Raw genomic sequence first — 25942 nt, 5'->3', positions numbered from 1 at the left:
GAACGCGATCCATGCGCGGCGGACGGGAGGGGGCGAGCGTGTCGGCCATCGCCCACGAGTTCGAGCTCGATCGGAACACGGTGCGGGGCTGTCTGCGACAGGACGCGTGGCTTCCGTACCGGCGCGAGAAGAGCGCGGCGACGGTGCTCGATGCGTATCGGGCATAGCTCGTCGAGCGGGCGCCCCAGGTGCGGTACTCGGCGCGCATCCTTTACCAGGAGTTGCGCGCCCAGCACGGCTTCGCCGGCAGCTGCGAGACCGTCAAGCTCGCCGTGCGCCCCTGCGGGCGCAGGCCAACTTCGCCGCGTTGACGCAGTGCCGCTTTGAAACGACCCCGGCGAACAAGCGCAGGTCGGCTGGGGCCAGATCACCGTCGGGTTCGGCGATCAGCGCACGAAGGTGCACATCTTCGTGATGACTCTCAGCTACAGCCGGCGCGCCTATGCCGAGGGCTTCCTGCACGAACGCATGGGCGATCTGCTCGCTGTGCATGAACACGCCGTCGCCCATTTCGGCGGGCGCTGCGAGTGCCTGCTCTACGACCGTATGCGCACCGTTGTGCTCGGCACCGAGAGCGACGGCGATGGTGAGCGGCGCCGCCGGCTCAATGCGACCTTCGCCGCCTTCGCCGGTCACAGGGGCTTCTGCCGCGCCTATGCCAGCCCTACCGGGCGCAGACCCTGATCGGTCAGACCGTCGAGATCGTGCGCGCCGGCGGCAACTGGTTGATACGTCATCGCGGACGCCTGGTCGCCGAGCAGCCGGTGCTCGCCGGGCGAGCGCAGCTGTCGGTGTGCCCACAGCACGGGGCGGGTGCCCCGATGCGCAATGCGCGCCGGCGCCATGCTGGCCCCACATCAGCGAGTACGCCAGGGCATTCCCTGCGCCGCGCCCCCGATGCCCTCGCGGTGGAGGTGCGAGATCTGGCGATCTACGAGCACCTGCTCGAGGCCGGCATCCTCGGCCGCGGCGTGCAGGAGGTCGCAGGATGACCAAGACCTCACCCCCTTCGGCTGCCGGCGCGATGGTGACGCCGGCGCAACTGGAGCGCCTCGGCGAACGCCTGCACAAACTGCGGCTGCAGAAGAGTGCCGAACGCTTGGAAGCCTTGCTGCAACAGGCTGCCACCGACGAACTGCCGTATACGGACTTCCTCGGACAGGTGCTCGGCGAAGAAGTGGCGGCCAAGACCGCCAAAAACATCTCGATGCGCACCGCGATGGCGCGCTTCCCCTTCGTGAAGCCGTTGGAAACCTTCGATTTCACTTACCAGCCCAGATCGACAAGCGGCAAGTGCTGACGCTGGCGAGCTGCCACTACATCGAGCATGGCGATAAGGTGATCTTATTGGGCCCACCCGGGGTCGGCAAGACCCCTCTCGCGGTCTCGCTCGGCCTCAAGGCGATCGAGGCCGGCTACCGGGTGCTCTTCACCTCGGCCGCCCAGCTGATCGCGACCTTGACCTAGGCGCTCGCCGAAGGTCGGTTCGACGAGAAGCTCGCTCAAGCTCTACACGACGCCGCGGCTGCTCATCATCGACGAAATCGGCTACCTGCCGATCGATCGTGTCGGCGCAAACCTCTTCTTCCAGCTCATCAGCCGCCGCTATGAGAGTGGTCCGATGATTCTCACCAGCAACCAGAGCTTCGGTGCCTTGGGCGAGGTGTCCGGCGATCGGGTGATTGCCGACCGCGATCCTCGACCGCCTCCTGCACCACGCCGTAACGCTCAACATCCGGGGCAATGCGACTATAAGGCTGGCTGGGTAGGAGAGCGAGGACGTCCTTCAGATTGGCAAAGGGCTCGTGGCCGTTCAGGTGCGCAGAGTGGATGAGGCTCATGATCGCCGCGGCGCGCTGGCCGGCGCGAAGGGAGCCGGAAGAGCCAGTTCTTGCGACCGATGGCGATCGACCGGATCTGGTTCTCGATCCAGTTGTCGTCGATGGGCACGCGCCCGTCGTGAACCTAGTGCGTGAGCGCAGCCCAGCGCTTGAGGCTGTAATCGATCGCGCGGGCGATGGCCGAGCCATTGGGAACCTACCCCGACGCTGCAACAGCCGAGAAGTCCCGCGGTTGGGATGCCCTTGTCGATGATCTGGGCCGGTACGTGAGCCTCAACCAGCGTCTCGCACGCGGCACACACCCACTTGCCGCGGATTTGGCGCTCGACGGTGAACTGACCCGGCGTGTAATCGAGCTTCTCGTCGATGTCCTCGTCGACGCGACATCGCACAACCGCAGCCGCAGGTGGTCGATTCTGGCTCGTCGTGAATGTCGGTGCGCGTCAACTCGGGGAGGCAGGTCAATAGTGTATAAAAAAGGAAAGGTGCCACACATGAGGAAGAGGGAGAGGAAGGAGATCACCTTCACGTGCCTACCGGCACCTTTCCAGAAATTGACTATCGCTTAATGGTTGCCAGGCTCGCCCTTAACATGGCGAGCATCGAGTACAAGATCGTTGTGATATCACATCATGTCTTCGGCAACTCATCCAATAGACATTTTTCGAGGCCGCGCCAACAGCTTAATTATGAGGGCGTAGCTGTCATTAGTTACTCCAATGTCGGCCCCATCAAAATATCGAAACGCGTCCGCAACGAATATGGTAAGCACGTATAGCTGGAGTCTTTGTTAGGTCTCTTAAGACAACGAGATCATAAAGGCAAGAGTGCGAGAACTTCAATCTCGACACGAGACCCACCCGGCAGATTAGGAACCTTCACTGTTGAACGTGCTGCCCGGTGCCGCCCAAACTGCTCACAATAAATTTTATCTACTGCACCCAGGTCACTTAAATCCTTAATATACAAGGTCACCATTTCCACATGGCTGAGTTGAGCGCCCGCAGCGGCGAGGGTTGTTGTTATATTACTGAAAGCTTGTCGCGCCTGAATCGCTATGTCGTCCACGAGGTACGCGTCGTTTGGGGCAGCGGCAACCCGGCCCGATGCAAATATAAATCTCGAGGAAATCACCTCTGGCGAATCAGAATGCATCGCCGTAAGCGAGCGCGCGATTGATTTCATACCAATGTATCTCTATTGAGGCTGGGGGTAATGGAGTGACTCTCAAGCGGTCACATTTTTACAGCATATAGACCGTGACTCGCGCCTACTAGCCGGGCACCGCCACTTCGTAGACCATCACCGACATGCATTTGACAGCCGCCTTATCCGTAGGCTCACGAAAGCTCCATAGACCTTGCACGAAACCACCTGAGCGATCACCAAGAACGTTCGATAGCCTATCCCTAAGAAGCTGCAAGAGTCGGCTATCAGCGATCAGATAATCGCCAGGACATTCATTCCCAACCATCGATCACTAGACGCCTTATCGGTGTCTGCACTCCGCCTATTTCGTCACCCATTACGGGATTTCGACTCAAAAAAATCCCTCCGAAGAAGTGCCTCCGGAGGGTTGCATACGATCGAATCCGACCAGGGAGAGTGGAGGTGCGCCGACGAGATGTCACATCCTTCAATCGACACGAACTGGGATCTTCGTGCCAATTACGGATTGTCTCGTCAGGTTGGCGAGCAAATCTTAGAGGCTACCTCCAATCCTAGTTTTGCGAAAAGCGACAAACGGTGTTCTGAAAGCGCTGTTTCAGTATTGACGCTCTGAGTAACCGATAACGAGCACAATTTTGTGATCAAATACAGCCGACGGCAATATCGAAGAAGATTTGTTCGGATTGGACTTAAGTCGGAAACGAATGAAGTCAATCGCCTGCCGTGAATCACACCGGGTTTCGGGGTAGGTGGGCTGCAGCCGGTTTCGTGGACACCGATCTAAGCTTTTCGAGCGTTCTCAAACTCTACCGGGCTGACGTCTCTGAATCGCACCGGGTTTCGCGGAGGCCGTTTTTTTGAGTCAGGCAGCAACCGCCTGCTCAGTTCGACTGCGGTAGTAGTTTGCCTCGGCTTCGGCTGGCGGAATGTACCCGATCGGCTCAAGCAAGCGGTGGTGATTGAACCATGAGACCCATTCGAGGGTGGCCAGCTCGACCGCTTCAACGCTCTTCCAGGGGCCTCGCCGGTGGATGACTTCCGCCTTGTACAGTCCGTTGATGGTCTCGGCCAGCGCGTTGTCGTAGCTGTCGCCGCGGCTGCCGACCGATGGCTCGATGCCGGCTTCGGCCAGTCGTTCGCTGTAGCGGATCGACACGTACTGCGAGCCACGGTCACTGTGGTGGATCAAGGCGTTGCGTTCGGGCTGGCGCGCCCACAGGGCCTGCTCCAACGCGTCGAGGACGAACTCGGTGTGCATGGATCGGCTCACGCGCCAGCCTACGATGTAGCGGGCGAAGACGTCGACGACGAAGGCCACGTACACGAAGCCCTGCCACGTCGAGACATACGTGAAGTCGGAAACCCAGAGCTGGTTCGGGCGCTGCGCGGCGAACTGGCGATTGACGCGATCGAGCGGACAGGGGGCTGCAGGATCGGGCCGAGTAGTCCGCACCGCCTTGCCTCGCATCGCACCACGCAGCCCTTGGGTCCGCATCAGCCGCTCGACCGTACAGCGGGCGACCTCGATGCCCTCGCGCTGCAACTGCCGCCACACCTTGCGCGCTCCATACACCTGCAAATTCGCCTGCCAGATCCGCTCGACGTGGCCAGCCAGCACCTCGTCGCACGAGCCCGCGCACAGCGCAAGGCCGGATCGCGGCGGCGAGCCACGGCGCGTCGATAAGCGGACGGGGCGACCTGCAGAACTCTGCAGATCGGCTCGCCCCGAAGCGCTGGCGGTGCGTGTCGATGAAACCGTTCATCACTTGTTGCGGCGGTCGAGCTCCGCCTGCGCGAAATACGCGCTGGCTAGGCGCAGGATCTCGTTGGCTTTCTTCAACTCGCGCACCTCGCGCTCGAGCTCCTTAACGCGAGCCGCCTCCGCTGTGGTGACCCCGTCACGCTGCCCGGTGTCGCGCTCGTACCGGCGAACCCAGTTCGACAGCGTCTGCGCGCTGCAGCCGATCTTGCCGGCGATCGACTCAATCGCCGCCCACTGTGATCCATGCTCGCTGCGCTGCTCGAACACCATACGCGCGGCCCGCTCGCGCACTTCAGGGGAGAACTTGGTTGTCTTCTTCATGGCTCCATCTTCTCAAGAGTTGGAGCCTCCGCGAAACCCGGTGCGATTCACTCCGAGTGTTGTGTGACGTCGCCTCGGATTGTACAAGCACTCGATATAGTCGAACACGTCGGCGCGTGCTTGCTCGCGGGTGCGATAGACCTTTCGCGCCGTGCGCTCAGTTTTGAACGAACTGAAGAAGCTTTCCATCGCCGAATTGTCCCAGACCTCGCCTGCACGGCTCATGCTGCAAGCGATGCTCTGTTCCTTGAGCAATTCCCAGAAGTGCTCGCTGGTGTATTGGCTCCCCAGGTGCGAGTGGTGGAGCAATTCGACCAGCTTGGCGCGGCGCCACACCGCCATCATGAGCGCGTCGGCGCCGAGCTGAGAAGTCATGCTCGCCTGCATCGACCAACCGACAATCCGGCGGGAATACAGGTCGAGCACCGCGGCGACATAGAGCCAGCCCTCAGCCGTCCACAAGTAGGTGAAGTCTGCGACCCATTTCTGGTTCGGCCCTTCTGCCTGAAATTCACCGTTCAGCATATTGTCAGCGATGGCGCGCGGGCTTCGCGGTCTTGTGGTAACCCGCGCCGGCAAGGACGGTAATGCCTTCTAGCGCACGCGCCGTTCGATGCGGTGGAAACCACGGCGATAGCCGCCAGAACATCCTGCGGGACTCGATGAGCACCATAAGTCGGGTCGCTGCCGAGAAAGCTTTGACGAATCTGATGGCCCAATACTTCGCGTCATCCAGGCTGCGTTGGGCAAGCGGGTGCGGGGGTGGGTCGCTCGATCAGTGGTCAATCGAGAACGCAGTCGTCTTGAAACTTATCGAGACGGACAAGCCCGCGCAGAATGCTTTCATTGAAAGCTTCAATCGACGCTTTCGCGATGAGTGCCTGAATGATCACTTGGCCCAGCCGCATACGTCCGGCAGCCGATCGGTTGATCGCTCTTTTCGGCGTCACCCATTCGAGTCGGGCGGAACTTGTCTCCTACCGTTGGTGCTGCCTGCCATCGGAGATGCCCACGAAACGCTCACGTGATTGGTCCCGAGCAGGTGCTGTATTACTTCCCTAGGGTGCCGTCAACAGTAACTGGCCATCCTCAGCGCGAACGGGATGAGACGGCAGGAATGGCTAGGTAGCGTCAGACGCCGCCGTGCTGGGTGATCCCGCGAACTCACGCTTGGGCTTGTAATCGACGCCTGCAACCCGGCCGAGGCACAGCGTGACGTCGTCGGCCGTGACCTGGAACCCCGGAACCTTGTCCGGGGCGCCCTCCAGCGAGTACAGGAACTGCTTGAGGACGCCTTCGACCTGAACCCGCGCGCCTCGGCGCAGCACGCGCGCGGCGTCTTCCCCGCGCTGGCCCCACAGCGACACGCCCATCCAGAAGCCGCCGACCTGCAGATACGCGTCGTTGGCCTGGTCGTAGGCGTAGTCGTCGAAAAACACGCGCATCTCGGCGACCACCTCATCCGCGCCGTTGACGGGGACGTGCTTGAGAATGGGCGTATCGGCCAGATTTCCCTTCCCGCGAAATACATTTGGCATGATGCTCTCCTTGGGCGTCAGGAATAAACACGGCAGTCGGCGACGCCGGCACCACCACCGCGTGAAACCTTACGGATAGCGTTCACGGGCATGCCGCAGGGCGAGCCGCGCTTCAATTTCGCGCCGGTTGAGCTCGATGGCCCGCCGGTGGATGCGCTCATACCACTCTCGCAGCGCCCCGGGGAGTTGGGCGAAGTAGGCGTCGATCGTGCCCCATGGGATGTGACCCGCGTGGGTCCCAGTGCCTGCCGCACGCCAACGCAGGTGAACCTGACCCGTGGTTTTGCGCCGATGCACCGACAGATAGAAGGTCCGCCCCCTCACCCGGCGTGTCAGCCGCGACAGCTCCTCCTGTTGCCGGTGAATGCTTGCAACATGGGCCTGCGCCTGCCGCACCTCGGCCGGGGCGCCGCCCCTACCCGTAAAGGCCTTTGTGTCAGCATCCTGTTGACAAGGCGGACTGCCGCAGCGCTGGTCGACGACGTCGGCAGCACCCCGGGGTTCGGGTTGTGCCAGATCGCTCACGATCGCCTCAGTCGACCAGCCCATCATCGGTTGCCTCATCGCCAGCCGCGCCGCGTTCCGAATCGATGGCCGCGATGTCGGCGGCCACGCGCTCGAGCATGGCCTTCTCGGTGTACGAAATTGCGATGCGGCGCTGGGAGTGGCGCGAGATCGGGTGACCAGCGTAGATGCCGGCTGGCACAGCACCGAAGATGCCGGTGACGGCTGCGACACGCTTCTGCGCATGGGCGTCCGCACCGGGCAGGAAGTCGGCACGACTGAGCGCGAGCAGGTCCGGCTTGGTGAGCCAGGTCTCGAACCGGATGAATTCCTCGAATGCGGCACGCATCGGCCGAGTGAATTGCCGGATGGCGTCATGCGCCTCCTTGTCGGAGAACAAGGCCTTGCGGCCGAGCGTCTTGACCACCCGGACGTAGTAGTCGAACTCCACGATCAGCTCGGCGATGACGTAGCCGTAGGGGCTGCGGAAGCCGAGCTCCAGGACCTTCGGCTCGCGCGACTTGAGGATGCCGAAGCCGAGCCCCTTGTCGGCGCGCTTCTTGAGTTCGGCGCTGAGCAGTTGGGCCTGATGGTCGAGCGCGCGCCTGAGTTCCGGGATGCGGTGATCGGCGCGAAGGAGCGCCCAGTCCGCGTACGGGTTGTTATTGCGCGTGAGCGCCCACAATGCTTTCAGGCTCGAGGCGACCCGCTTGCCGCCGGGTATCGCGTTGTAGTGCCCGGCGGGGTCGCGTCGGCGACCCATGAACATCCGAAAGCCCTCTTTGGTATGGAGGGTCATGGTGTCGACGCCGTCGTCGACCAGCGAGCCGAGATCGCGCAGCTGGGTCGCGACCACGGGTTCGACCGTGGCGTCGGCACCCGCGGTGACGCGGTATTCCGCCTCCATTTGCTTGAGCGTGTCGCAGCGCTGGAGGTAAAGCTCGTAGCGCGCCCAGCGTGGATCATGGGGATCGGGGTCGTCGGCGTCGATGAGATCGGCCAGCTTCTCGCGCTCCCTGGCAATGCTGTAGCGATCGGGAAACGGGGACCGGTCGTCGGTCTCGAACAGGATCGGGGTGCCACCCGGAAAAACGGGATCGAGCAGCCCGGGCTGATCGTCGGCCAGTGCCTGGGAGGATCGAGGAAGCGGTGGGGCGATCGGATCGGAGGGCATGGTCTTCCTCTAGGTGGCGTGGGAGAGGTCGTCCGCGGGCGACTCGACGGGTTGCAGTTGGGCCAGCGCCGGGATAGGCGTGAAGCCGGGCAGGAACTCGCCTTCTGGAAACGGAGCGCGCAAGAGGTACCGCAGTGCCGCCATATCGACGGTGTACGCGCCGGTGGTACGGCTGAGCTTGCGACTGCGGATCAGGCAACGCTCTTCCAGGCGCAGCAAGGCGCGCTGGACGACCTGGTGTCCCAGCCGCGTGTACTCGGCCAGTGTGCGGCTGGAGATGCGCACCGGCGCACGCTCTGCGCCCCGCCACAGCAGGGCAAGGAGCACCGCGGTGGCGGCATAGTCACCGTTCAGGCGAATGAGCACCTCGAGGGTGATCTGCGGCTCGGAAAGGCTGTGTCCTGACATCGATGACGCACGGCTGGTTGAGAGAGTCCCCGCAAGAAGCGCCTTGCACTGGGTCGAATGAATCCAGCGGCAATGGCGTGTACGCTGGGTCGGATGAATCCAGCGCTTATGGCGTTGACGCTGGGTTGGAAGAATCCAGATGCTCGATGCCCTCGGTGTCCGCATCGAATTCGTGCACGACGTGCCACAGCGTGGCGATGGAATGGTTGGGGAAGGCCCGATGCAGTTCCACGAACTGACGTTGCGGCGGGCACATGCATCGAATGCTGGACCAGGCGTTGTGGACCGCTTCGCGTACGCTCGGGTCGGGAAGCGCCGGCCGTCCGCGCGGCGGCGGATCGGGGCATAGGAGTGCACGTTGCTGCTGAATCTCGGCCAGCGTCATCTTGAAGAGGTGCACCAGCAGCGGGGGCTGGGCGCCGTGCATGACGTGATACTCCATCAGCTGCCGCATTTCGGCGATCGCGCAATGCCGTCGATAGGCGGCCTCGAGCGTTGCGGGATCGAAGTGAATGCGGACATCGAGCTGAGGCATGCCGGCGATGGAGGCGAGGTCGCGGGCGGACGCGGCACGCAGGGTGTCGAGGATGTCGGGGCTGAGCCCGGCCTCGAGCAGCGTCTGCAGCTCGCCGGTGTCGAGCAGGTGAATGAGATGCGACAGCAGGGCGTACCGCAGTTGCTCGCTTCTGATCGGAATCATCGTGCTCCTCCTACTTCTCCTCGACGCTGGGCGGCTTCTCCTCGCATGCGCGGTGGTACGCGTCGAGGAGCGATCGTGTTGCCGCCCACGAGGATGGATCACGCAGCAAGGCCACGATGGGGTCGGGCTCGGCATCGCGCCCGCCGGCTGAGTTGGACAGCTGTGCCAGCAGCCGATGTGCGGCCGCGCGCCCGAGCGGGCCCGTCTCTTCCGGGTCGCTGGGTTCACCGCCCGCCGCGGGCAAGGGCTCGACACGGAATCCTTGCGGTTGGCCGGGGTCCACGCGGACGCAGTCGGACAATCGGAACACACGGGCGAAGTCCGCGATCCGCTTCGAAAGGCGTACCCCTGTCCGCGCGTGCCAGCCCTTTCTCGTCGGCAGCGGGACTGCTGCCGCCCCGCCCACCGCCACGTCGGTCGCAATGGACGGCGCGTCGCATGGCGGGGGCTCGCACAGGAGACGTCGGATCTCCGAATCCGGCAACTGCCGGTCGGCACCGGCGACCACCAGCGCGGCGCGCTCCGCGGCAGCCGGCGTGCACTGTGCGAGCGTTGCGAATTGCGAGGTCATCCGGGAGAGGATCGTCTCCACCTCGTCCTTGCCGAGTCGCGGCGGATCGTCCATCTCCCGGACCGCGTTGATCTCGGTGGCGAGGTCAGCCACGAGCTCCTCGAATGCAGTCTGGCGCACCAGGGGATCCAGATTGAGTGCGTTTGCGAGCTTATCGAGGCAGCCGAAGCGGGAGCGAATGGCGGCTGTGCTCTCGTGGCTAAGGTGCAAGCCGATCGGGGCCAGGTAATCGATGGCGAAGAGGTAGTTGGAGGCGGTCACGCTGTGGAGCTTCAGGCCGCAGCGTTGGGCGTGCTCGGACAATTCGCGCAGGCTGAGCGGTCGGTGGAGCTCGGATTCGAGCTCGCTCTTGAGCAGTGCGGTACCGCGGGCCTTCTCCCAGAACAGGGTTTCGGCGCGATTCTCGTTCTCGGCCAAGTGGGCCGCGATGACATCGGCTTCGCTCAGCCACCGATGCACGACGACGCGAATCCACTCGTAGCGGGCATCGTGCGTCTCGAGCCACAGTTCCTGGACGATCTGCAGGCGCGTATTGCCGCCGAAGTAGCACATGTAGCGGCTGGCGCCCGGCCTGCGGGTCACGCTCAGCGCATCCTTCAGCCCGCCCCGGGCTTCGATGGAGGCGCGGATGTCGGCATACCGCTTGTTGGTTCGCACGCGCGGGTTGCGGTCATAGCAATCGATATCCATGCACCGCAGGAGCATCCAGCCGTCGACATCCTCACCCGGCTGGAGGTCGGCCGCAGCGTTGGCCGCTTCCTTGACGGCCAGGCTGTGTTGAACGAGCAGCGCACGACGCTCGCCGGTTGTGGCATGGGACGCGGGCACCTGCAGCTTTCCTCGCTTTTCCATGTGCTGGGCCAGTTCCTTGACGGAGATGGAGTCAGGCAATCGCGTTCTGGACGTCATGGCCGTCGACGACCTCGCTGAGAGCTTCCGGCGGCACACCGGCGCGGGTGCCGTCGAGGCTCGGAATGAGCTCCCACAGGAGCGCATGCATGGCAGGACTCGCCTTGACCGGGTCGATCCAATGCACCGGGACTTGGGCGGTGGCTGCATTGCGGTATGCAACGGCGTGCGGGATGACCGTTTTCAGGAGCAGAACCTTGCACTTGAGTTGCTGATAGCTCTCGCGAATCGCCAGGCCGATCTCGCGTGCGTCGCGGGTGTTTTCGTGGCGGTAGATGATCGCCAGCATTTGCGGCACGGAGATGCCGAACGCCGCAGCCGTTTCTACGCGGTTCAGCAGTTCCTGGGTGCCCGACAGGAACTCGCGCGCGGAGAGGATGTCAGGCGAGATTGGAGAAAGCAGCACATCGGCTGCCAGCACTGCGGCATCCTGAAGGTGGCCCACCGCGCCCTGGGTATCGATGAGCACGACGTCGTAGTGCTCCTGCAGCAGCGGACTGCGCAAGGCGAGCTTGATGCGCAGCGCGCTGTCCATGCGCGGCGCCAGCCAGTCCTGCAGCGTCCCCTGTGGCGCATCGGAGATGACGATGTCGAGGCAGCCGTTCGGGTTGAGCTGCGGCTGGCGACGCAACGGCGCGGGCGCGAGCGCGAAGTCGATCGTTGAAATGCAGTCGTCGGTGAGCGCCCCCTGCTTGATCATTTGCGTCAGTCCGTGCCGCGCCCGCTTGGCAATGGGGTAATAGCGACTGAGACTCGGCTGGACATCGGCATCGACCAGCAGGACACGCATGCCGATGTCGGCGAGCAGTGCGCCGAGGTTGGCGGTCAGGGTGGACTTCCCGACACCGCCTTTGGTCGACACGGTGGCGTAGACGATCATGCGATCACCTCCGGTGAATCAGCGGCGAGCAGGGGACGATAGCGAGGGGAAAGCTTGAGTGTCGGCAAGGCGAAGCTGCGACACACGCGCATGAAGCGACAAGGGCGTCCCGGATGGAATGGAGCTTGTACGTATTCAGAATTGATCATCATTTGGTGGTTGTCAACGCGGAAACACAATGAAACACGCCACTTGCATGAGGACTGGATTCCCGGTCGAATCAGTCTCGCGACCGCGGACGGATGGATCACGAAGCCGCCCCAGGCTGCTCGGAGGACTCGGGGTCGAGGAACGGCACCACGCTCGGATTCGACGGCGGAACTGGATTGAACCAGCGCTCGGGGTGCTGGATCACGACGGCCGCGAGCTTTCCGACGCGTTTGCCGCCGCGGCCGATGACGCCGAAGTGATGAACGTTCGAGTTCCCGGGCCCGACCAGATGCCAATGCGCCTTGATGACCTGGCGCTGGACGCCGATCCCCTGCCTGTCGGATGCGCTTGCGCCAGGGGCCAACCCATTGCCGTCGTCGCCGCAGAGCGCTGCAAACTCGCGGAAAGTGCGCGGGGAGACCAGCGCCATCCCTTCGGGCACGAAATGGACCGGCGCGCCCGCTTCGTTGTAGCGGATCGAACCGTCTGCGATGCCCTGTTGCAGCCACGCCATGAAGCGGCAGGCTGCATCGCCGGGCGCCTCGTGACCCGACTTGTCGCCGTCGGCATCCGTCGTCGGCACCGACACGAACGGGGTGACGGGTTGGGTGGCCGGTGGCAGGCGGCCGCGTTTTCCGGGTGCGGTAGCGGCGGCCGTCGCCGACTCGTCATTCGCGAGGAATTCGTCGTTTCGGCTGGGCCCTGCGTTCCGGGGAGGCGCTTCGTGCCCCTCGGCTTCGCTGTTCTTCTCCTCGCTCGTCGGCTGTTCATGACTCGGGGATCGCTTGACGGCCGCATGGGCGGGCTTCGGGGGCGGAACGGGAGATGGCGGCGTCAGGAGACCCGAGGCGCGTTGCCGCTCGGGGTGCGCATCACCCGTCCTTGGTGCGCCGCCCAAGCGGTCGCCCGGGGGCTCGTCGGGTCGCGTGTTCCGTGTCTTGCGCGGTGGTATGACGACGAGCTCGCCGTCGAAGTCCGACGGGTAGTCGTCCACCGATTCAAAAAGCTTCCCCAAGGGGAACTTCAGCATTGCGAACTCGTGCACATACCCCTCGCCGCGGACTTCCACGTACCAGATCGCCTGACCGGTATCGGGGTTGCGCTCGAGCAGGCCGTAGTCCTGCCAGCTGTCGAATAGCCGGTCGTTCTTGGCCGGCCCGGGGATGCTCGCGCCGTCGTCCGGATGGGCGCGCGCGATCTCTTCCCGCACGGTGTCAGCGAGCCGCTTCGCCACGAACCAGGCTGCGCCAGCACCGATCCAGCCTGCCGCACCATCCCGGTTGAGCGGCAGCGCCCCTTGGCGCAGCAGCCGGCGCATGGCGTCCATCAGCTGGTCGACCAGCGGGACAGCTGTCGCAGTCGCGAACTGGTTGCGCGGCCCCTGCTGCAGGTTGCTCGCGGCCGATTGGCGATCCGCCTGGCGCACGATCTCGGCCAACACTCCGTTTGCATCATCCCCCGACCACGCCGCCTCGAGCTCGCGCATGACCGACGGTTCGCGCGCCACAAAGGCCAGGGCTGTTGCAGGGACGATCCTTGGTGCCAGCACCAGCGGCAGGCGGCGGTGCGCACCGTAGTTGCGCTCGGCTTTCGGCGCGAATCGCACCTCATATTCGACCGCGGCGGCGGTCGGCATGTCGCCGCATACCGGCAGCCAGGGTCGTCCCGGGCCGTCTGGCCGTTCAGCGATGCTGATCCGCAAGTCGGTCATCGTCTTGCCGATGTCGTGGAGCAGCGCGGCGAGGATGACGGCGTATGTCCAGTGATCGCGCTGGGCGTCGATCACCTCTGCGCCACCGCCTTTCGGCAGCAGGTAGCCATTGCGCAAGCCGACCGCCGCATGGATGACTTCAATCGTGTGGGCCGCGAGTCCGCCAACGTGGGCGTGGTGGTGCGCCTCGCTCCCCGGCAGAAGCTGGACGAACTGCAGGTAGCCGAGGATCGCCGGCCCGATGTCGCGATCCCACGCGGCTTGGCTCAGCTTCGATTCACGATGGATTTGTTGCAGCGCGTTCGAAAGCTTGCACACCTGGACCAGCACCGGCGCGTCGAGCACTCTGAGCCAGCCCGTTCGGTTTGCCGCCAGTTCCGGGGCGGCACCCGTGGCCGGCGTCCCCGCGCTCGCCTGCTTTGCGTCGATATCGGCCCGACGTTGCCGCACGCCCCGTTCGCAGCGGATCGACCAGCCGAGCCAGCCGCCCAGTGCTGCCGCAGCCAGGAAACAGGCACCAGCCAGCTCGATCATGTGGATCAGCTCCGGCGATTGCAGATCTGGGCTGCACAGAACTGCGCCAGCAGCCAGTTCTCCAGCACTTGTTGTGGTGGCGCCGGCCGCTCCGACTCCCACACTTCGACCGTCGTACCTCTGCAGAACGAGGAGAAGGTCTCCGCCAACGGCCTCCACTTCTCATCGCCGCGTTGCGCGCGGTACCGACAGAACGGCAGCGCGGCCAGATCCGCCGCCAGCCGGACCGGATCGGCCGGTCGCAGCGCCTCCACGTAGCGCGCCAGCAGATCCCGGACCGTCAGCACCGGATCGTCCTCCGGGTAGAGGTACACCTCCAGGCCGTCGTATCGCCCGAGCCAGCCCAGCAGCACGCTGCGCCATCCCGGCTCACCGAGGCCCTCGAGGAAATGACCGATGGTCACAACGGCCTGGGTACGGGCCTCCTGCTGGAGCGGGGAAATCGGCGGCGGTAGGTCGTTCATCACGAAGACACCTCCGGAAAGGTGCGAGTTGTTCTTCTTCACGTCGTGGCCCGCGCCTTGGACGGCCAGCTGCGGCCGCGCATGGCCCCGCTTACTTTCGGCATAGGACAGAGGACTTGGTGAGGACTCGATGGCACCCACGATTGCCGGATCGCGACGAGAGCGTGCCGCATTTCGCCCTTTCCGTCCGCCGCAAATTCGCGCCAGGTTTTTCGACTTTCCGCTTGACATGCCGCAGCGGTTACGCCGGCGCCTTTGGCGCATTTGCCTCCAGGTCGCTCCAGGCGGCCTGGAGGCCCCGTCTCCCGTCGGCCTTTGCCGCACGGCGCCCCGTACCGGTAAATCCTTCGCCCTGCGGAATTTGAGCTGGGCGCCCTTTCGGGTTGGGCCCGTAGCCCGGTAGAAGGCGGACCGCCGCGGGCCGCCCACCCTTCAATCCTTTCGCCCGCCATTTTCTTCATCGCGATGCAAGGCGAAACTCAAAAAATCTTTTTCGAATTTCGGGCTGCAAGACCGCGACGCGCTCGCCACACTGCGCCCCGTGACTGGCCGCTGACCTCAGCAGCCCGGCGTCCTCACCGCCTCCCGGTGAGGACGCCTCCCATCACGGAGCAGACCGCCATGCCTCGCCTTCTTGCGCTTGCGCTACTGCTGGTTGTCACCGGTACGTCGGCGACCCCGCCCGACCACGTCCGCCTTGCCCGTTACACCGACGCCGAGCCTGCCCCGGCTGCAGCCGCCGTCGATCCTCTCATCGTCGTCGCGACCGTCCACTTCCCGCGTGAGCAGGTGCGAACCGTGGGCGATGCAGTCGACTATCTCCTCCTGCGGACCGGCTACCGCGTGGCATCCGCCGACCCCGCTGCCACAACCCTCCTGGCCTTGCCCTTGCCCGAATCGCATCGCGTCCTCGGGCCCTACCCGGCCCGCGCCATTCTTCAGGTTCTCCTCGGAGACGCCTATGACGTGAAGCCGTCGCCCGTCGATCGCACTCTGGGGATCGCCTTGCGGGATCCCGGCTCCGCGCCCCTCGGCACGGTGGCGACGGTTGAAGAGGTCGACATCCGTCCCGTCGCCCCCGCCACGCCGCTGGAGGCGATCCAATGAACGCGCCGCAAACCCCGCTGGTCGACGCATCCTCCGGTCCCGCTCCGCGATTTTCGCTGCGCTCGCCGGGCCACCGCGCGCTCGTGCTGCACCTGATCACTGCCCTGCTCGTCACTGGCACGGTCTTGTTTCTCCTCGGCTCACGATCGTCGGAACCGGTTCCGGAACCGGAGCGTGCCGAGCCGGTGCGGCAGCCGCTCCCACCGATCGCGGCGCCCGAGCTCCAGCCGGCACCTCCAGATTCGCCGCGTATTGACGGGCTTGACGAGCGCATCGTCGAACTTTCCCGCTCCTTCGAGGCGCTCGAGGCCCGGTTCGCCACCATCGAGACCCGCCTTGTCGCGTCTGACGAGCACAACAACGACCTCCGTGCGCAACTGGAAACGCTCGCCAATCCGCCCCGTCCGGCGCCGGCACGCCGGCCCGTGGCCACCAAGCCGCCCAAGCCGCGAATGCCCACGGTCCTGTCGATCGACACCTGGGGCAGTGAGCCTTCTGTCGCGATTCGCGGCCTGCAAGGCGAGATGGCGTTCTATCGCGAGGGCGATGTCGTGGGTGTTGCACGCATCGAGCGCATCGACCCGCAGACCCGTCGGGTCCACCTACGGTCGCCCGACGGCACCCTGACTGCCATCGGCGTGCAGCACTGAGGCGCCGCACATGCGCAAGACGGTCCTGTTCCTCCTCGTCGCCGCGCTGCACCCGGCCGCGGCAGTCGAAACCGGCCACACGCGGCTGCGCGGCGTCCAACCCGGTACCACCACGACGGCCCCCTCGGCGGCCGAGGCCACTGAAGTTGCCGCCATCGATCGCGTCGAGGCTGGCTACTGGGCCATCACCGTCGAGGAGCTGCAACGCGCGCGACACCTGATGCGCGGCCCACGCGGCGCCTTCAGCGTCTCCAACATCAGCCCGGTCGAAGTACTTGGCATCCACGCCCGCTCCGACGCGGAGCGGGACCGCTATGCGGAGCTCTTCACCAAACTGTTGCACGACGATGCTCAGCGCGTCCTCGCGTGGCAACGAGCCGGGGATGCGGCGATGCGGCGTCTCTACCCGCAAGACAAGGCGATCGACTTCGGGCGCGCCCCGAACGCCCTCTCCCTCCCCAACTGGTACTTCGCGCCGGGAGGGGCGGCGCCATGAGCGCGTCCGGCGCACGTCGCGCCTTCCTCGCCCGCCTCTGCCAGGGCGGGCTGTTTGTTGCAGTGCCGGCGCTCGCCTTCGGCAGCGAGCGCAGCCGGACGGTCTATCCGCCAGTCCCGCCCGCCTACCTCAGCGTGGCCCGGTCGCTCACGCTTCCGCCGAAGCTCCTTTTTGCCATCGCGATCCAGGAATCCGTCATGCAGTGGGGGGCGCTGGCGCTGCCTTGGCCCTGGACGCTCAACGTCCGCCGTAGCCCCCGTCGTTACCAACGCTATCCGGAAGCCGTCACCGAGCTCAAGCGCGCGCTCGCGCAGGGGGTACGCAATGTGGATTGCGGCCCGATGCAGGTGAACTGGCACTACCACGCCGACAAATTGCGTACCCCCGAGCTCGCGCTCGACCCCTGGCACAACCTGCGAGTGGCCGGCGCGATCCTCCTCGACCGCCGCCGCTCCGCATCCAATTGGTTCGACGCCACCGGCGCCTATCACAACCCCGCCGACCTCGTGCGAGCCAACCGTTACGCGCATTCCGTCTTCAACCGACTCGAGAGGATTCCCGATCATGCCTGAACTGCTGCATCGGACGCCTCTGGCTGCCTCCCCCATCGGAGCCGACTGCGCGCGACTCTCCGCTGCGTTTTCCACTGCTCTTGTCGGAGGTGATCGCGCCGGGACGACTCGGGCGCGCTATCCCATTCGCGTCGCGCTGTCTCCCTCCCTCCGCAGTTCTTGCGACTCCTCCACCGCTGCAACGGCGGTTTCAGCACAACCATGGTCCGCTTCAATGGCCTCCTCTCGGGCTATGGATCATGGTTGTGCGCTCTTCTTGCAGAATCGCACATGAGCCAGGGCACCATCGAGGCGTGGCTGCGCCCCCCGATCGAGATCTGGAGCGCCCTGACCGCGGCGAGTTGCGGGCTCGTCGCACTCGTCGCTCCGTGGGCACTGATGATGCCGCCTGACCTCGGCCGTGGCACCGCGACCCTCGCCTTCGGCTTCGCCGGCCTGCGCGCGCGCCAGGCATGGCGGGTATGCCGTTATCAGTACGGGCTCACCCGGTACAAGGTGACGACCATCGCGCCGCACCAACTGCCGCGCGTTCCCGGAAAGCTGTATCTGGGCGAAGGCTTCGCATGGGGGCAGCAACACACCCAGCGCCGCATCGACGCCACGCGGCCACAAGCCCACCCCTATCTTGTCGAGGGCGCCAGCCTTCGCGCAATGCGCGCGCTACTCCGCGCGATGGGCCCGACCCCGCTCAAGCCGCTTGCCGCAGCGCTCCTCCTCCCGCGTTGGTGGAACCCGCTCTCCGAGCCTCCCGATCTCGGCGGGACGCCGGTCCTGCATGGGGTCGAGCCCGACGAGGTCCACGTCGCCCTCGGGCAGAAACACCGTCCCGGTCACCTGGCCATCCTCGGCACGACGCGCGTCGGCAAGACCCGCGCAATGGAGCTCTTCGTCACTCAGGACATCCGCGATGGGAAGGTCGTCATCGTCATCGACCCGAAGGGCGACGCGGACCTCATGCTGCGCGTCCATGCCGAGGCCGCTCGTGCCGGGCGCCTGGACCAGCTCTACCTCTTCCATCTGGGCTACCCCGACATCTCCGCCCGCTACAACGGCATCGGCAACTTCGCCCGCATCACCGAAGTCGCGAACCGCACGACGAATCCGCTGCCTTCCAGTGGCAACTCCGCGGCGTTCAAGGAATTCGCGTGGCGCTTCACGAATCTCGTCGCCCAGGCCCAGGTCGCCCTCGGGCAGGTCCCCACCTACGGCCTGCTGCTTCGCGACATCACCGACATCGAGCCCCTCTTCCTGCGCTACGCGACCCACGCGTTGCGCACGGAGGGGCCCGAGAACTGGGAGACCCTGGTCGAGGAAGTACAGACCCGCATCGAGAAGCGCCAGATCACCGTTCCGCGCGCCCTGCAGGATCGCAGCGACCGCCTGATCGCCCTCGTGCACGTGCTGAAGGACCTCCAGCTTCCCGACGCCGTCCTCCAGGGCCTCGCCACCGCAGTGCGCTACGAACGGAGCTTCTTCGAGAAGATCGTGGCCTCTCTCGGCCCCTTCCTGGAGAAGCTCACTACCGGCCCCGTCGGCAAGCTGATCTCGCCCGATTATTTCGATCCGGTCGACACGCGGCCGATCTTCGACTGGATGCAGGTCATCCGCCAGGAAGGCATCGTCTATGTGGGCCTCGACGCGCTCTCCGATGCCACGGTCGCGGCGGCCGTCGGCAACTCGATGCTCGCCGATCTCGTGAGCGTCGGCGGCAAGCTCTACAAGACCGGCCTCGATCCTCACCACCCCGAGGGCAAGATCATCCTGCCCGACGTGGCCTGCCACTTCGACGAGGTCAACGAGATCGCGGGCCCCGAGTTCGTGCCGATGGTGAACAAGCTCGGCGGGTCGGGTTTCAGCATCACCGCGTACACCCAGACCATTCCCGACATCGAGGCGAAGCTTGGCGATGCAGCCAAGGCCCGCCAGGTACTGGGCAACTTCAACAACCTCATCATGCTGCGCGTGAAGGATCCGGGCACCGCGGAGTTCTTCTGCAACCAGTTGCCCGAGGTCGACGTCCAGCATCTGATGGTGGTGACCGGCGTGAGCGACACGGACGGGGCGACCGAGACGGACTTCACCTCGCGCAACGAGGACCGCCTCACCACCCAACGGATGCCGATGATCTCCCCCGCCGACATCATGGCCCTGCCCCAAGGCCAGGCCTTCGCGCTGCTCGAGGGCAACCGCCTCTTCAAGCTGCGCTTTCCGCTGCCCGATGCCACAAACGATCGCTTCATTCCGGCGTCGCTCCGCGACGTGGCGATCCAGATGCGGGCCAAGTATCGAACGGCCGAGGACTGGGCCGCGCAGACCGATTGGCTGAAGGACATGCCGATCGGGCTCGTCACCCCACTGGGTTTCGATACATCGGGCGATGACATCGGGGAGGCCTCATGAGTACGACCGCTTCGACCTCGACCCCCGCCCACCACCCGGCACCCCACGCATCGACCGCAGCGGCGGGCCGGTCCCGCGGGCCCATTGCCTCCCTGGCGAGCGTTGTAGTCGGCCTCGCCTTCTCCACCCTCAGCTCATGGATCTTCGGGACGGCGCTCACCGTCCTGGGCGATCACACGTTCTGGAAGGGCCGCGGCGTCGAGCGCGCCATGGCCGCCGTGGAGGAGGACTTCGGTTACCTCCAAGGCTATCCCCGATCGCTGATGGTCGACGACACCGTCGCCCTTGCGCGCGACTTCGCCGAACGCGTCGCACGTCCGTTCCATTGGCTGGGTGCCCCCGCCTTCATCGCCCGTACGGCTGCCATCGAGCCCGACGTGGAGGCGAATCCCCATGCGCGCGCCATTCGCCGCATCGTCAAGGAAGCCGGGCGCGTCGTCGAGACCGCTATCTACGTCGCCCAGGACACCGCCATCCGCCTGGCGATCGCCTTCTTTGCGCTGCCGGCCTTCGCGATGGCCATCCTCATCGGCCTGATCGATGGACTGGTCCGCCGCGACCTGCGCAAGTGGACCGGTGGACGGGAGTCCTCCTACGTCTACCACCACTCGAAGCGCTTCGCCTGGTGGTTCCTCACTGCCGGCTTCACCGCCTATCTCGCGTGGCCGTTCGACGGATTCAATCCGGCATATCTCGTCCTGATCTTCGCAACCCTGGTGGCCGCCGCCGTCTGGACCACCGCCAGCACGTTCAAGAAGTACCTGTAGCAACGAAGGAGTCAGCCATGTCATTGCCGCTCCGCTCCACCATCGCCGCCCTTGTCGCCGCTGCCGCCTTGCCGGTGGCGGCCGACGCCGACCGCGAGCGCGAGAACCTCGCGCGCCTCGAGCACGAGCTCGCGCTTCTTGCCTCCGAGGTTCGCGCGGCGAAGGCCGATGCGCCCTCCATCGCCCGCATCCATTTTCAGTACGACAACCTCGCGCGCGACCTCGATCTCATCCGCGCCGGGATTGCCGATCACCTCGACGCGCCGCGCCATCCCCGCCCGATCGAACCGCTGAAGGGTGATTACCGGCGTTGAATCCGGAAGCACTGACATGTCGCCCCAACAGTCCGAAGCTTTCGCGGCAGCCGCAGGCTACCAGCCCGGCTATATCGCGCTCTTCTTTGCCCTGCTCGTGGGCGCCGTGATCGTGCTCTGGGCCGCCGACATGGTGCGCAGACTCGGGATCGAAGGCCTCGACGACCCGCGCCGCCTACCGATGCTCCTGTTCTACAAGCTGCGCGTACTGATCATCGTCCTGATGCTGATCTATCTCCTCACCTAGATCGCGACCACCTTCGCAGGCCGAGCCGCAAGCTTGCAAGGATTCCACAGTGCGGCGCCTCACCATTTCACGGAGGAAACCATGAAGCTCCTCATTCCACCTTCGGGCACCGCGAACGCAATCAATCGTCATCTGGCACAAGCGCCGGCGCCTGGTCTGCAGCACCGGGCGAACCGTGCTGCCCGCGCCGTGTTGCTGGGCCTCACCGTCCTCGGCTCGGTCTTCATCGTCGAGCCGGCCCTGGCCGAGCTGCCGACGGCCGTCACCGCAGACGGCGCCGCGTCCGGGGACTACATCGCGATCGGCAAGGAGTACTTCAAGAACGGCCTGATCGTCCTCGGGCTCATCATCGCCACGCTGGGCTTTATCGCGGTTGCCGCGGGCGGCATCGCGAAGTTCAACGAATACCGCATCGGTCGCGCGGAACTCGGCGACTTGGGCGTGCTGGCCGTGGTCGGTGCCGTCGTGCTGGTGCTCATGGTGTACCTCCTCAACGAGGCGGCCGTCATCATCACTTAGGGACGGTCATGGACTCCTCCAGCCTCCTGGCGCCGCAGCCGGAGATCTCCGTCGGATCGGGCCCAGCGCCACTGCCGGATCGTGTGAACGCGGAGCCCGCGATCATCAAGGGGCTCTCGTACACCGAGTCGAAGTGGACCATCTCGCTGGCTTTCCTGCTGTGGTTCCCGGTGGGCAGTGTGGTGGGCCTCGCCCTGCGGCACTTTCCGGTGGCCGTCCTCATCATCGCCACCGGTCCCATCGCCACGGTCTGGCTCGCGGCCGGGTACCTCGCCACGATGAAGCGCAATCGCCCCGATCACTACTACGTGCAGTTGCTCAAGCGACGCGCGGCGCGCCTCGGCCTCATCCGTTCCCATTTCGTCACGCACGCGGGCGCCTGGGAGCTCGGCCGCACACTCGAGCCCCCTCCGGTGGCGAAACGCCGCAATCCGTTGTGCTGAGACCCGGAGCGTTGCCATGCCCGCCTACACCGACAACCTCGCAAACGCCCGCGCGACGATTCGCCTCCAGTCCTGGGCCATCCTCGTTGCGCTGGTCATCGTGCTGCTCGCGGTGGCCGACCGGTTCATGAGGCAGACGGACTTCACCGTGCATATTCCGCCGGACCTCTCCCACGGAGCCACCGTTCGCGCGGGACATACGCCGGCGGTTCCGCCTCCGAACGTCTATGCCTTCGGGTATCTAATCTGGCAGCAGGTCAACCGCTGGGCCAAGGATGGCTCCAAGGACTACGTCGCGCAGATCTACGCGCTCCAGAACTACCTGACGCCTTCCTGCCGCGAGCAGCTCCTCAAGGACGTCAGCACCAAGGCCGGCGATGCGGAGCTGATCCAGCGCACTCGCGCCCTACTGGAGATTCCCGGTTACGGCTATACCGCGAACCGGGTGACGGCGCACGGCAACGGCGGATGGACCGTGCTCCTCGATGCCCAGATTCTCGAGACCTCCAGGGGAATGCCCGTGAAGGACACCTTCATCCGCTATCCCCTGCACGTCGTGCGCTACGACGTGGACCGTGAGCGCAACCCCTGGGGGCTCGCCCTCAACTGCTTTGCCGGCCGATATCCCGAACGGATCGACCCGCGGGCGCTCGAGGCGCCGATCGCCACCCAGCCGGCGCCGGCGGCGCCACTGCCTCCGGCCGCAGCACCCTCGACCGCCGATCCCGATTCGGACCTGCCGCAGGCCGTGCCGCTGCGAGTCCCGGAAACCCAGGAGAAGTCGTCATGATCGCCACGCGCGCCGCCCCAGCGCTTGTTTGCCTCGGTGTGCTTGCCTCCGCCTCTGCGCAGCAGCCCGAAGCCACAGTCACTGTCCCGGCAAACCTCTCGCCGGGTACTGTCGGCCAAGGGGCGGTGCCAACCTGGCATCCCGCGGGCACGACGACCCTGGATCTCGGCGCCCTTCCCGCGCAACCGGTTCCCTCGCCCGCTCCGGCGCCCGCGCCCCATGCCGACGGCCCTACCACCGGGAAATCCGCACATGCACCATCACCCCGCGAATCGCAGTCGGCAGCGCCCCCGCCCGCTCGCTCTGTCGATGGCCGGCCCGACGGCGGCCGTACCCAGCATGTGCTCTTCGAGCGCCTCCCCGTCCAGGTGCTCCTGAGCCCGGAGCGGGAGCGCTTGGTGCAATTCCCGTTCGTCGCGTCAATCGATGTGCCCGCCGGCCTGCAGAGTCTGCTTGAGGTCCAGATCATCGAAGACACCGCGTATCTGACTGCGAACGCCCCCTTCCCACGCACACGCCTGTATGCCCAGGCGATCGACGGCAGCGCAACGGTTCCGCTCGATATCGAGTCGATCGAAGGAGGCCAGGTCCCGCCGATACTCCGCGTCCATCTGCCTGGAGATGCGGCCGGAGAGCGTGACGAACGCGCCGAAAGCCGGCGGAACGACGAGCCGGCGGTCGATATGATCCAGCTCACGCGCTACGTCGCGCAGATGCTGTATGCGCCGGCCCGCCTGCTTCCCGCACTGCCGGGCGTGCGTCAGGAGCCGGTCGATCAGTCGCCCATGGTCGGCCTCTACCGAGGTGGAGAGATCGAAACCGCGCCTCTCGGGGCATGGTCGAGTGGGCCGCTGCACGTCACGGCGGTGCGCTTCACGAACCGCACCGGGCGCGCCATCGAGCTTGAGCTGGACATGCGGTGGCTACGGGGGCAGTGGATCGCCGCCACGCCCCAGCACTGGCATCTCTCGCCCCGTGGCTCCGACGCCGACACCACCGCCGTCTACCTCGTCTCCGACCGGCCGTTCGCGGCCGTGCCGCTGTGGCGCTAGGAGGCGGCCATGCAGATCGCCCAGAACAGGCTCGTCCCCGTCCTCGCCGTGATTGCCCTCATCGTGACGGGCTTCATCCTCTACAAGCAGAGCGAGTCGCCGGGCGTCGAGCCGGGCCCGCCGCTGACCAAAGTGCCGGAGACCCCCTTGCCGCCCACCGCCAAGGGGGCCGACGCCGATACGCCGCAGGAAACCCTCAACACCGTGGTCGCGGGCTACACCGAGCTGAACGATCGAGTGCAGTCGCTGATCGCCGAAAACCGCCGCCTGCAGGAGCAGAACGATCGACGCCAGCGCAGCGAGGACCGCATCCGCGAACAGCTTCGCCGCGAGCTGCGCACCGAGATGACCGCCGAGATGGACGCCCTCAAGCGCCAGCAGCCCCCCGCGCCAGACACCCAGTCGTCGGGCGGTCTGCTCGGATCAGCGGTCGGCGCGGCAAACCTTCCTGCCGGCTTCGGCTTCGACAAGGGGAAACCGGATGCGGCGACGCTCGCCGGAACCGGCGCGCCGACCCGCGTCCTGCCGCTGGGTTACGAGATGGGCAAGGGCGCCGATGGACGGCAAGGCATCGTGCGCAAAGTCACCCTCGCCGAAGCCGCGCCGCCCGCCAGCCGGACGAAGGGTGCCCAGGCTCGAACGGCGCCCCCTGCCCCCACGCCGTTCTACACGATCCCGGAGAACGCGACCCTGACAGGCGTCGCCAACATGACCACGATCGTCGGCCGAGTACCGGTGGACGGCAAGGTGACCGATCCGATGCAGTTCAAGCTCCTGCTGGGGCCCGAGAACCTGGCCGCCAACGGTCATTACCTTCCCCGTAACCTCGCGGGCGTCGTGGTGTCGGGAATCGCCATCGGGGACATGACGCTCTCCTGCGCCGAGGGTCTCATCCAGTCCATGACCTTCGTCTTCAACGACGGAAGCATCCAGACGGTCAGCCGTCGCCGCGACGGGACGACCCCGTTGTACGGTGCGAGCGGTACTGCGGCCGGTGGCAAGCCTTCGCTCGCCGCAGCGCCGAAGCTCGGCTGGATCTCCGACCGCCACGGCAACCCTTGCATCCCCGGGCAGTTCGTCACCAACGCCCCGGCCGTCCTCACCGACACCATCGGCCTGCGGAGCCTGTCGATCGCGGGCCAGGCAGCGGCCGCGGCCCAGACGACCACCACAGAGAACGTCTTCGGGACCACCAGCAGCCGGGTCACGGGGAGCAAGGGCACCTACATCCTCGGGCAGATGGCGAGCGCCGGCACCGACGAGGTGACGAACTGGCTGATGCGCCGGCTCACCGACAGTTTCGATGCGGTCGTCGTACGCGCCGGCGGCGAGGTTGACGTGCATATCGACGCCGAGATCCAGATCGACAAGGCGCCCGACGCACGGCGCATCGACTACGGGCGTCTCGACACGTCGGCGACCGGGACTTCCCATCTGCGAGGTAGCTACTATGGACTCGACTGATCTTCCGAGACTTGTGCGCCTCTTCACAGCCACTACGGTGGCAGTCCTCGCCCTCGGCGCCTGCAGCGTCGCCGGGCCCCGCAAGTCGCCCTTGCCGGACGACGGGCCCAGCGTCGAGGAGATCTACCGCGAACGCACCTCCGAGTACCAACGCATGCGCGCTCGCGAAGCCCTCCCGCTGCGGCCCGCCACCGAAGTCTTGCCCGGCTCGGTTTTGGAGCCGGCGATGCTCCAGCTCGAGCGCCGCTTCGCCCGGCTACCGAACCCGGATCTCATCATGGTCGTGTTTCCCCACCTGTCCCGCGGGAAGTATCCGGCGCCGGGCTACGTGACGGCCTTTCCGATGTACGAGCGCGTCGAGTACTTGCTCCCCGGCGAGGCCGACGCGATGCGGCCGTCGCGCGCGCCCACGTCTGCGTCCACTCCCGCCCTGAGCATCACGCCGGCGCGCGATCCTGCCGCCACCCGGGTGGCCCATCCCTGA

At 65.6% G+C, this 25942-nt stretch carries 27 protein-coding genes, 6 pseudogenes and 1 other annotated feature; of the genes and pseudogenes, 19 read left to right on the top strand and 14 right to left on the bottom strand.

All coding sequences use genetic code 11. The features are described from left to right. Positions 1 to 411 precede the first annotated feature (411 nt). From GO615_RS28660 to GO615_RS29520, 4 genes and pseudogenes are all read left to right on the top strand, one after another. Entirely contained in the window at positions 412 to 684 is a 273-nt protein-coding gene (locus tag GO615_RS28660) for a hypothetical protein (RefSeq protein ID WP_339380039.1), read from the top strand. Positions 685 to 725: 41 nt separating this feature from the next. Further along, positions 726 to 992, top strand: coding sequence for a hypothetical protein (locus GO615_RS28925; RefSeq protein WP_246262301.1), 267 nt, complete (start codon positions 726 to 728; stop codon positions 990 to 992). Continuing rightward, positions 989 to 1467 (top strand): annotated as a pseudogene (locus GO615_RS28920) (ATP-binding protein). The gene GO615_RS28925 and the pseudogene GO615_RS28920 overlap by 4 nt, the downstream one beginning before the upstream one ends. A 58-nt stretch (positions 1468 to 1525) precedes the next feature. Beyond that, the gene (locus GO615_RS29520; protein WP_211167136.1) at positions 1526 to 1834 is read left to right on the top strand and encodes an ATP-binding protein; all 309 of its coding nucleotides are present in this window, start codon (positions 1526 to 1528) and stop codon (positions 1832 to 1834) included. On the opposite strand, the pseudogene GO615_RS29670 reads toward GO615_RS29520, so the two are convergent. The 5 genes and pseudogenes from GO615_RS29670 to GO615_RS14905 all read right to left on the bottom strand — a co-directional run. After that, positions 1743 to 2037, bottom strand: a pseudogene (locus GO615_RS29670) (IS66 family transposase); the annotation flags it as partial. The gene GO615_RS29520 and the pseudogene GO615_RS29670 overlap by 92 nt on opposite strands. Positions 2038 to 2059: 22 nt before the next feature. Further along, a pseudogene (locus GO615_RS29665) lies at positions 2060 to 2294 on the bottom strand (IS66 family transposase zinc-finger binding domain-containing protein); the annotation flags it as partial. 360 nt (positions 2295 to 2654) lie between these two features. After that, positions 2655 to 3026, bottom strand: a complete 372-nt coding sequence (locus GO615_RS14915) for a RidA family protein (protein ID WP_169129408.1) — start codon at positions 3024 to 3026, stop codon at positions 2655 to 2657. Positions 3027 to 3873: 847 nt separating this feature from the next. Further along, positions 3874 to 5094, bottom strand: a pseudogene (locus GO615_RS14910) (IS3 family transposase). Beyond that, positions 4701 to 4816: a sequence feature (AL1L pseudoknot), on the bottom strand. It overlaps the preceding pseudogene by 116 nt. 12 nt (positions 5095 to 5106) lie before the next feature. Further along, positions 5107 to 5819 (bottom strand): annotated as a pseudogene (locus tag GO615_RS14905) (IS3 family transposase); the annotation flags it as partial. 42 nt (positions 5820 to 5861) lie between these two features. Between GO615_RS14905 and GO615_RS14900 the strand changes: the two are divergent. Beyond that, positions 5862 to 5987, top strand: a pseudogene (locus tag GO615_RS14900) (integrase core domain-containing protein); the annotation flags it as partial. 228 nt (positions 5988 to 6215) lie between these two features. Here the strand turns inward: GO615_RS14900 and GO615_RS14895 are convergent. The 9 genes from GO615_RS14895 to GO615_RS14855 form a co-directional block, all read right to left on the bottom strand. Then, on the bottom strand, positions 6216 to 6632 hold the full coding sequence (locus GO615_RS14895; RefSeq protein ID WP_169129404.1) for a single stranded DNA-binding domain-containing protein: 417 nt from the start codon (positions 6630 to 6632) through the stop codon (positions 6216 to 6218). 69 nt (positions 6633 to 6701) lie between these two features. Then, positions 6702 to 7184 (bottom strand): hypothetical protein, encoded by a 483-nt coding sequence (locus GO615_RS14890; RefSeq protein WP_169129402.1) that lies wholly within the window; start codon positions 7182 to 7184, stop codon positions 6702 to 6704. Next, a complete protein-coding gene (locus tag GO615_RS14885) occupies positions 7165 to 8310 on the bottom strand; it encodes a PFL_4669 family integrating conjugative element protein (RefSeq protein WP_169129400.1) in 1146 nt (381 codons plus the stop codon). Before GO615_RS14885 ends, GO615_RS14890 begins: the two co-directional genes overlap by 20 nt. Positions 8311 to 8319: 9 nt before the next feature. After that, complete coding sequence (locus tag GO615_RS14880) at positions 8320 to 8718, bottom strand: hypothetical protein (RefSeq protein ID WP_169129398.1); 399 nt, start codon at positions 8716 to 8718, stop codon at positions 8320 to 8322. A 106-nt stretch (positions 8719 to 8824) separates the two neighbouring features. Next, positions 8825 to 9418, bottom strand: coding sequence for an STY4526/YPO1902 family pathogenicity island replication protein (locus GO615_RS14875; protein WP_169129396.1), 594 nt, complete (start codon positions 9416 to 9418; stop codon positions 8825 to 8827). Positions 9419 to 9428: 10 nt separating this feature from the next. Next, entirely contained in the window at positions 9429 to 10880 is a 1452-nt protein-coding gene (locus GO615_RS14870; protein WP_246262300.1) for a hypothetical protein, read from the bottom strand. After that, positions 10873 to 11778: a ParA family protein gene (locus tag GO615_RS14865; RefSeq protein WP_169129394.1), complete on the bottom strand. Its 906-nt coding sequence runs from the start codon at positions 11776 to 11778 to the stop codon at positions 10873 to 10875. Before GO615_RS14865 ends, GO615_RS14870 begins: the two co-directional genes overlap by 8 nt. 247 nt (positions 11779 to 12025) lie before the next feature. After that, on the bottom strand, positions 12026 to 14173 hold the full coding sequence (gene mobH / locus GO615_RS14860) for a MobH family relaxase (protein ID WP_169129392.1): 2148 nt from the start codon (positions 14171 to 14173) through the stop codon (positions 12026 to 12028). Between the two features lie 5 nt (positions 14174 to 14178). Further along, positions 14179 to 14679, bottom strand: coding sequence for a hypothetical protein (locus GO615_RS14855; RefSeq protein ID WP_169129390.1), 501 nt, complete (start codon positions 14677 to 14679; stop codon positions 14179 to 14181). Between the two features lie 579 nt (positions 14680 to 15258). On the opposite strand from GO615_RS14855, the gene pilL2 reads away from it, so the two are divergent. The 14 genes from pilL2 to GO615_RS14785 all read left to right on the top strand — a co-directional run bounded on the left by pilL2 (position 15259) and on the right by GO615_RS14785 (position 25942). After that, positions 15259 to 15744, top strand: a complete 486-nt coding sequence (pilL2, locus tag GO615_RS14850; protein WP_169129388.1) for a PFGI-1 class ICE element type IV pilus protein PilL2 — start codon at positions 15259 to 15261, stop codon at positions 15742 to 15744. Continuing rightward, a complete protein-coding gene (locus GO615_RS14845; protein WP_169129386.1) occupies positions 15741 to 16394 on the top strand; it encodes a hypothetical protein in 654 nt (217 codons plus the stop codon). The genes pilL2 and GO615_RS14845 overlap by 4 nt, the downstream gene beginning before the upstream one ends. Before the next feature lie 10 nt (positions 16395 to 16404). Then, positions 16405 to 16890 (top strand): integrating conjugative element protein, encoded by a 486-nt coding sequence (locus tag GO615_RS14840; RefSeq protein WP_169129384.1) that lies wholly within the window; start codon positions 16405 to 16407, stop codon positions 16888 to 16890. Next, positions 16887 to 17462 carry a transglycosylase SLT domain-containing protein gene (locus GO615_RS14835; protein ID WP_169129382.1) on the top strand — a complete coding sequence of 192 codons (576 nt, stop codon included), beginning with the start codon at positions 16887 to 16889 and terminating at the stop codon, positions 17460 to 17462. The genes GO615_RS14840 and GO615_RS14835 overlap by 4 nt, the downstream gene beginning before the upstream one ends. Positions 17463 to 17732: 270 nt before the next feature. Further along, the gene (gene traD / locus GO615_RS14830; RefSeq protein WP_169129380.1) at positions 17733 to 19862 is read left to right on the top strand and encodes a type IV conjugative transfer system coupling protein TraD; all 2130 of its coding nucleotides are present in this window, start codon (positions 17733 to 17735) and stop codon (positions 19860 to 19862) included. Next, positions 19859 to 20629, top strand: coding sequence for a TIGR03747 family integrating conjugative element membrane protein (locus tag GO615_RS14825; RefSeq protein ID WP_169129378.1), 771 nt, complete (start codon positions 19859 to 19861; stop codon positions 20627 to 20629). The genes traD and GO615_RS14825 overlap by 4 nt, the downstream gene beginning before the upstream one ends. Before the next feature lie 17 nt (positions 20630 to 20646). Beyond that, positions 20647 to 20943 (top strand): integrative conjugative element protein, RAQPRD family, encoded by a 297-nt coding sequence (locus GO615_RS14820; RefSeq protein ID WP_169129376.1) that lies wholly within the window; start codon positions 20647 to 20649, stop codon positions 20941 to 20943. A gap of 16 nt (positions 20944 to 20959) precedes the next feature. Beyond that, a complete protein-coding gene (locus tag GO615_RS14815) occupies positions 20960 to 21190 on the top strand; it encodes a DUF3262 family protein (protein ID WP_169129374.1) in 231 nt (76 codons plus the stop codon). An 81-nt stretch (positions 21191 to 21271) separates the two neighbouring features. Beyond that, the gene (locus GO615_RS14810) at positions 21272 to 21709 is read left to right on the top strand and encodes a TIGR03745 family integrating conjugative element membrane protein (protein WP_169129372.1); all 438 of its coding nucleotides are present in this window, start codon (positions 21272 to 21274) and stop codon (positions 21707 to 21709) included. Between the two features lie 8 nt (positions 21710 to 21717). Next, a complete protein-coding gene (locus GO615_RS14805) occupies positions 21718 to 22152 on the top strand; it encodes a TIGR03750 family conjugal transfer protein (RefSeq protein WP_169129370.1) in 435 nt (144 codons plus the stop codon). Between the two features lie 16 nt (positions 22153 to 22168). Next, entirely contained in the window at positions 22169 to 22942 is a 774-nt protein-coding gene (locus tag GO615_RS14800) for a PFL_4703 family integrating conjugative element protein (protein WP_169129368.1), read from the top strand. Continuing rightward, a complete protein-coding gene (locus tag GO615_RS14795; RefSeq protein ID WP_169129366.1) occupies positions 22939 to 23994 on the top strand; it encodes a TIGR03749 family integrating conjugative element protein in 1056 nt (351 codons plus the stop codon). The genes GO615_RS14800 and GO615_RS14795 overlap by 4 nt, the downstream gene beginning before the upstream one ends. Positions 23995 to 24003: 9 nt before the next feature. Then, entirely contained in the window at positions 24004 to 25458 is a 1455-nt protein-coding gene (locus GO615_RS14790) for a TIGR03752 family integrating conjugative element protein (RefSeq protein ID WP_169129364.1), read from the top strand. Positions 25459 to 25471: 13 nt separating this feature from the next. Further along, positions 25472 to 25942, top strand: coding sequence for a TIGR03751 family conjugal transfer lipoprotein (locus tag GO615_RS14785; protein ID WP_211167130.1), 471 nt, complete (start codon positions 25472 to 25474; stop codon positions 25940 to 25942).

This window comes from Aromatoleum evansii, from assembly GCF_012910805.1.
GTDB lineage: Bacteria > Pseudomonadota > Gammaproteobacteria > Burkholderiales > Rhodocyclaceae > Aromatoleum > Aromatoleum evansii.
The sequence above is the reverse complement of the archived record's forward strand: the minus strand, read 5'-3'. Positions and strand labels throughout refer to the sequence as shown.

Excerpts from the sequence above, each read along its gene's own strand:
- GO615_RS14915 (WP_169129408.1), bottom strand. The coding sequence starts at position 3,026 with ATGAAATCAATCGCGCGCTCGCTTACGGCGATGCATTCTGATTCGCCA.
- GO615_RS14895 (WP_169129404.1), bottom strand. The coding sequence starts at position 6,632 with ATGCCAAATGTATTTCGCGGGAAGGGAAATCTGGCCGATACGCCCATT.
- GO615_RS14890 (WP_169129402.1), bottom strand. The coding sequence starts at position 7,184 with ATGATGGGCTGGTCGACTGAGGCGATCGTGAGCGATCTGGCACAACCC.
- GO615_RS14885 (WP_169129400.1), bottom strand. The coding sequence starts at position 8,310 with ATGCCCTCCGATCCGATCGCCCCACCGCTTCCTCGATCCTCCCAGGCA.
- GO615_RS14880 (WP_169129398.1), bottom strand. The coding sequence starts at position 8,718 with ATGTCAGGACACAGCCTTTCCGAGCCGCAGATCACCCTCGAGGTGCTC.
- GO615_RS14875 (WP_169129396.1), bottom strand. The coding sequence starts at position 9,418 with ATGATTCCGATCAGAAGCGAGCAACTGCGGTACGCCCTGCTGTCGCAT.
- GO615_RS14865 (WP_169129394.1), bottom strand. The coding sequence starts at position 11,778 with ATGATCGTCTACGCCACCGTGTCGACCAAAGGCGGTGTCGGGAAGTCC.
- mobH (WP_169129392.1), bottom strand. The coding sequence starts at position 14,173 with ATGATCGAGCTGGCTGGTGCCTGTTTCCTGGCTGCGGCAGCACTGGGC.
- pilL2 (WP_169129388.1), top strand. The coding sequence starts at position 15,259 with ATGCCTCGCCTTCTTGCGCTTGCGCTACTGCTGGTTGTCACCGGTACG.
- GO615_RS14845 (WP_169129386.1), top strand. The coding sequence starts at position 15,741 with ATGAACGCGCCGCAAACCCCGCTGGTCGACGCATCCTCCGGTCCCGCT.
- GO615_RS14840 (WP_169129384.1), top strand. The coding sequence starts at position 16,405 with ATGCGCAAGACGGTCCTGTTCCTCCTCGTCGCCGCGCTGCACCCGGCC.
- GO615_RS14835 (WP_169129382.1), top strand. The coding sequence starts at position 16,887 with ATGAGCGCGTCCGGCGCACGTCGCGCCTTCCTCGCCCGCCTCTGCCAG.
- traD (WP_169129380.1), top strand. The coding sequence starts at position 17,733 with ATGAGCCAGGGCACCATCGAGGCGTGGCTGCGCCCCCCGATCGAGATC.
- GO615_RS14825 (WP_169129378.1), top strand. The coding sequence starts at position 19,859 with ATGAGTACGACCGCTTCGACCTCGACCCCCGCCCACCACCCGGCACCC.
- GO615_RS14820 (WP_169129376.1), top strand. The coding sequence starts at position 20,647 with ATGTCATTGCCGCTCCGCTCCACCATCGCCGCCCTTGTCGCCGCTGCC.
- GO615_RS14815 (WP_169129374.1), top strand. The coding sequence starts at position 20,960 with ATGTCGCCCCAACAGTCCGAAGCTTTCGCGGCAGCCGCAGGCTACCAG.
- GO615_RS14810 (WP_169129372.1), top strand. The coding sequence starts at position 21,272 with ATGAAGCTCCTCATTCCACCTTCGGGCACCGCGAACGCAATCAATCGT.
- GO615_RS14805 (WP_169129370.1), top strand. The coding sequence starts at position 21,718 with ATGGACTCCTCCAGCCTCCTGGCGCCGCAGCCGGAGATCTCCGTCGGA.
- GO615_RS14800 (WP_169129368.1), top strand. The coding sequence starts at position 22,169 with ATGCCCGCCTACACCGACAACCTCGCAAACGCCCGCGCGACGATTCGC.
- GO615_RS14795 (WP_169129366.1), top strand. The coding sequence starts at position 22,939 with ATGATCGCCACGCGCGCCGCCCCAGCGCTTGTTTGCCTCGGTGTGCTT.
- GO615_RS14790 (WP_169129364.1), top strand. The coding sequence starts at position 24,004 with ATGCAGATCGCCCAGAACAGGCTCGTCCCCGTCCTCGCCGTGATTGCC.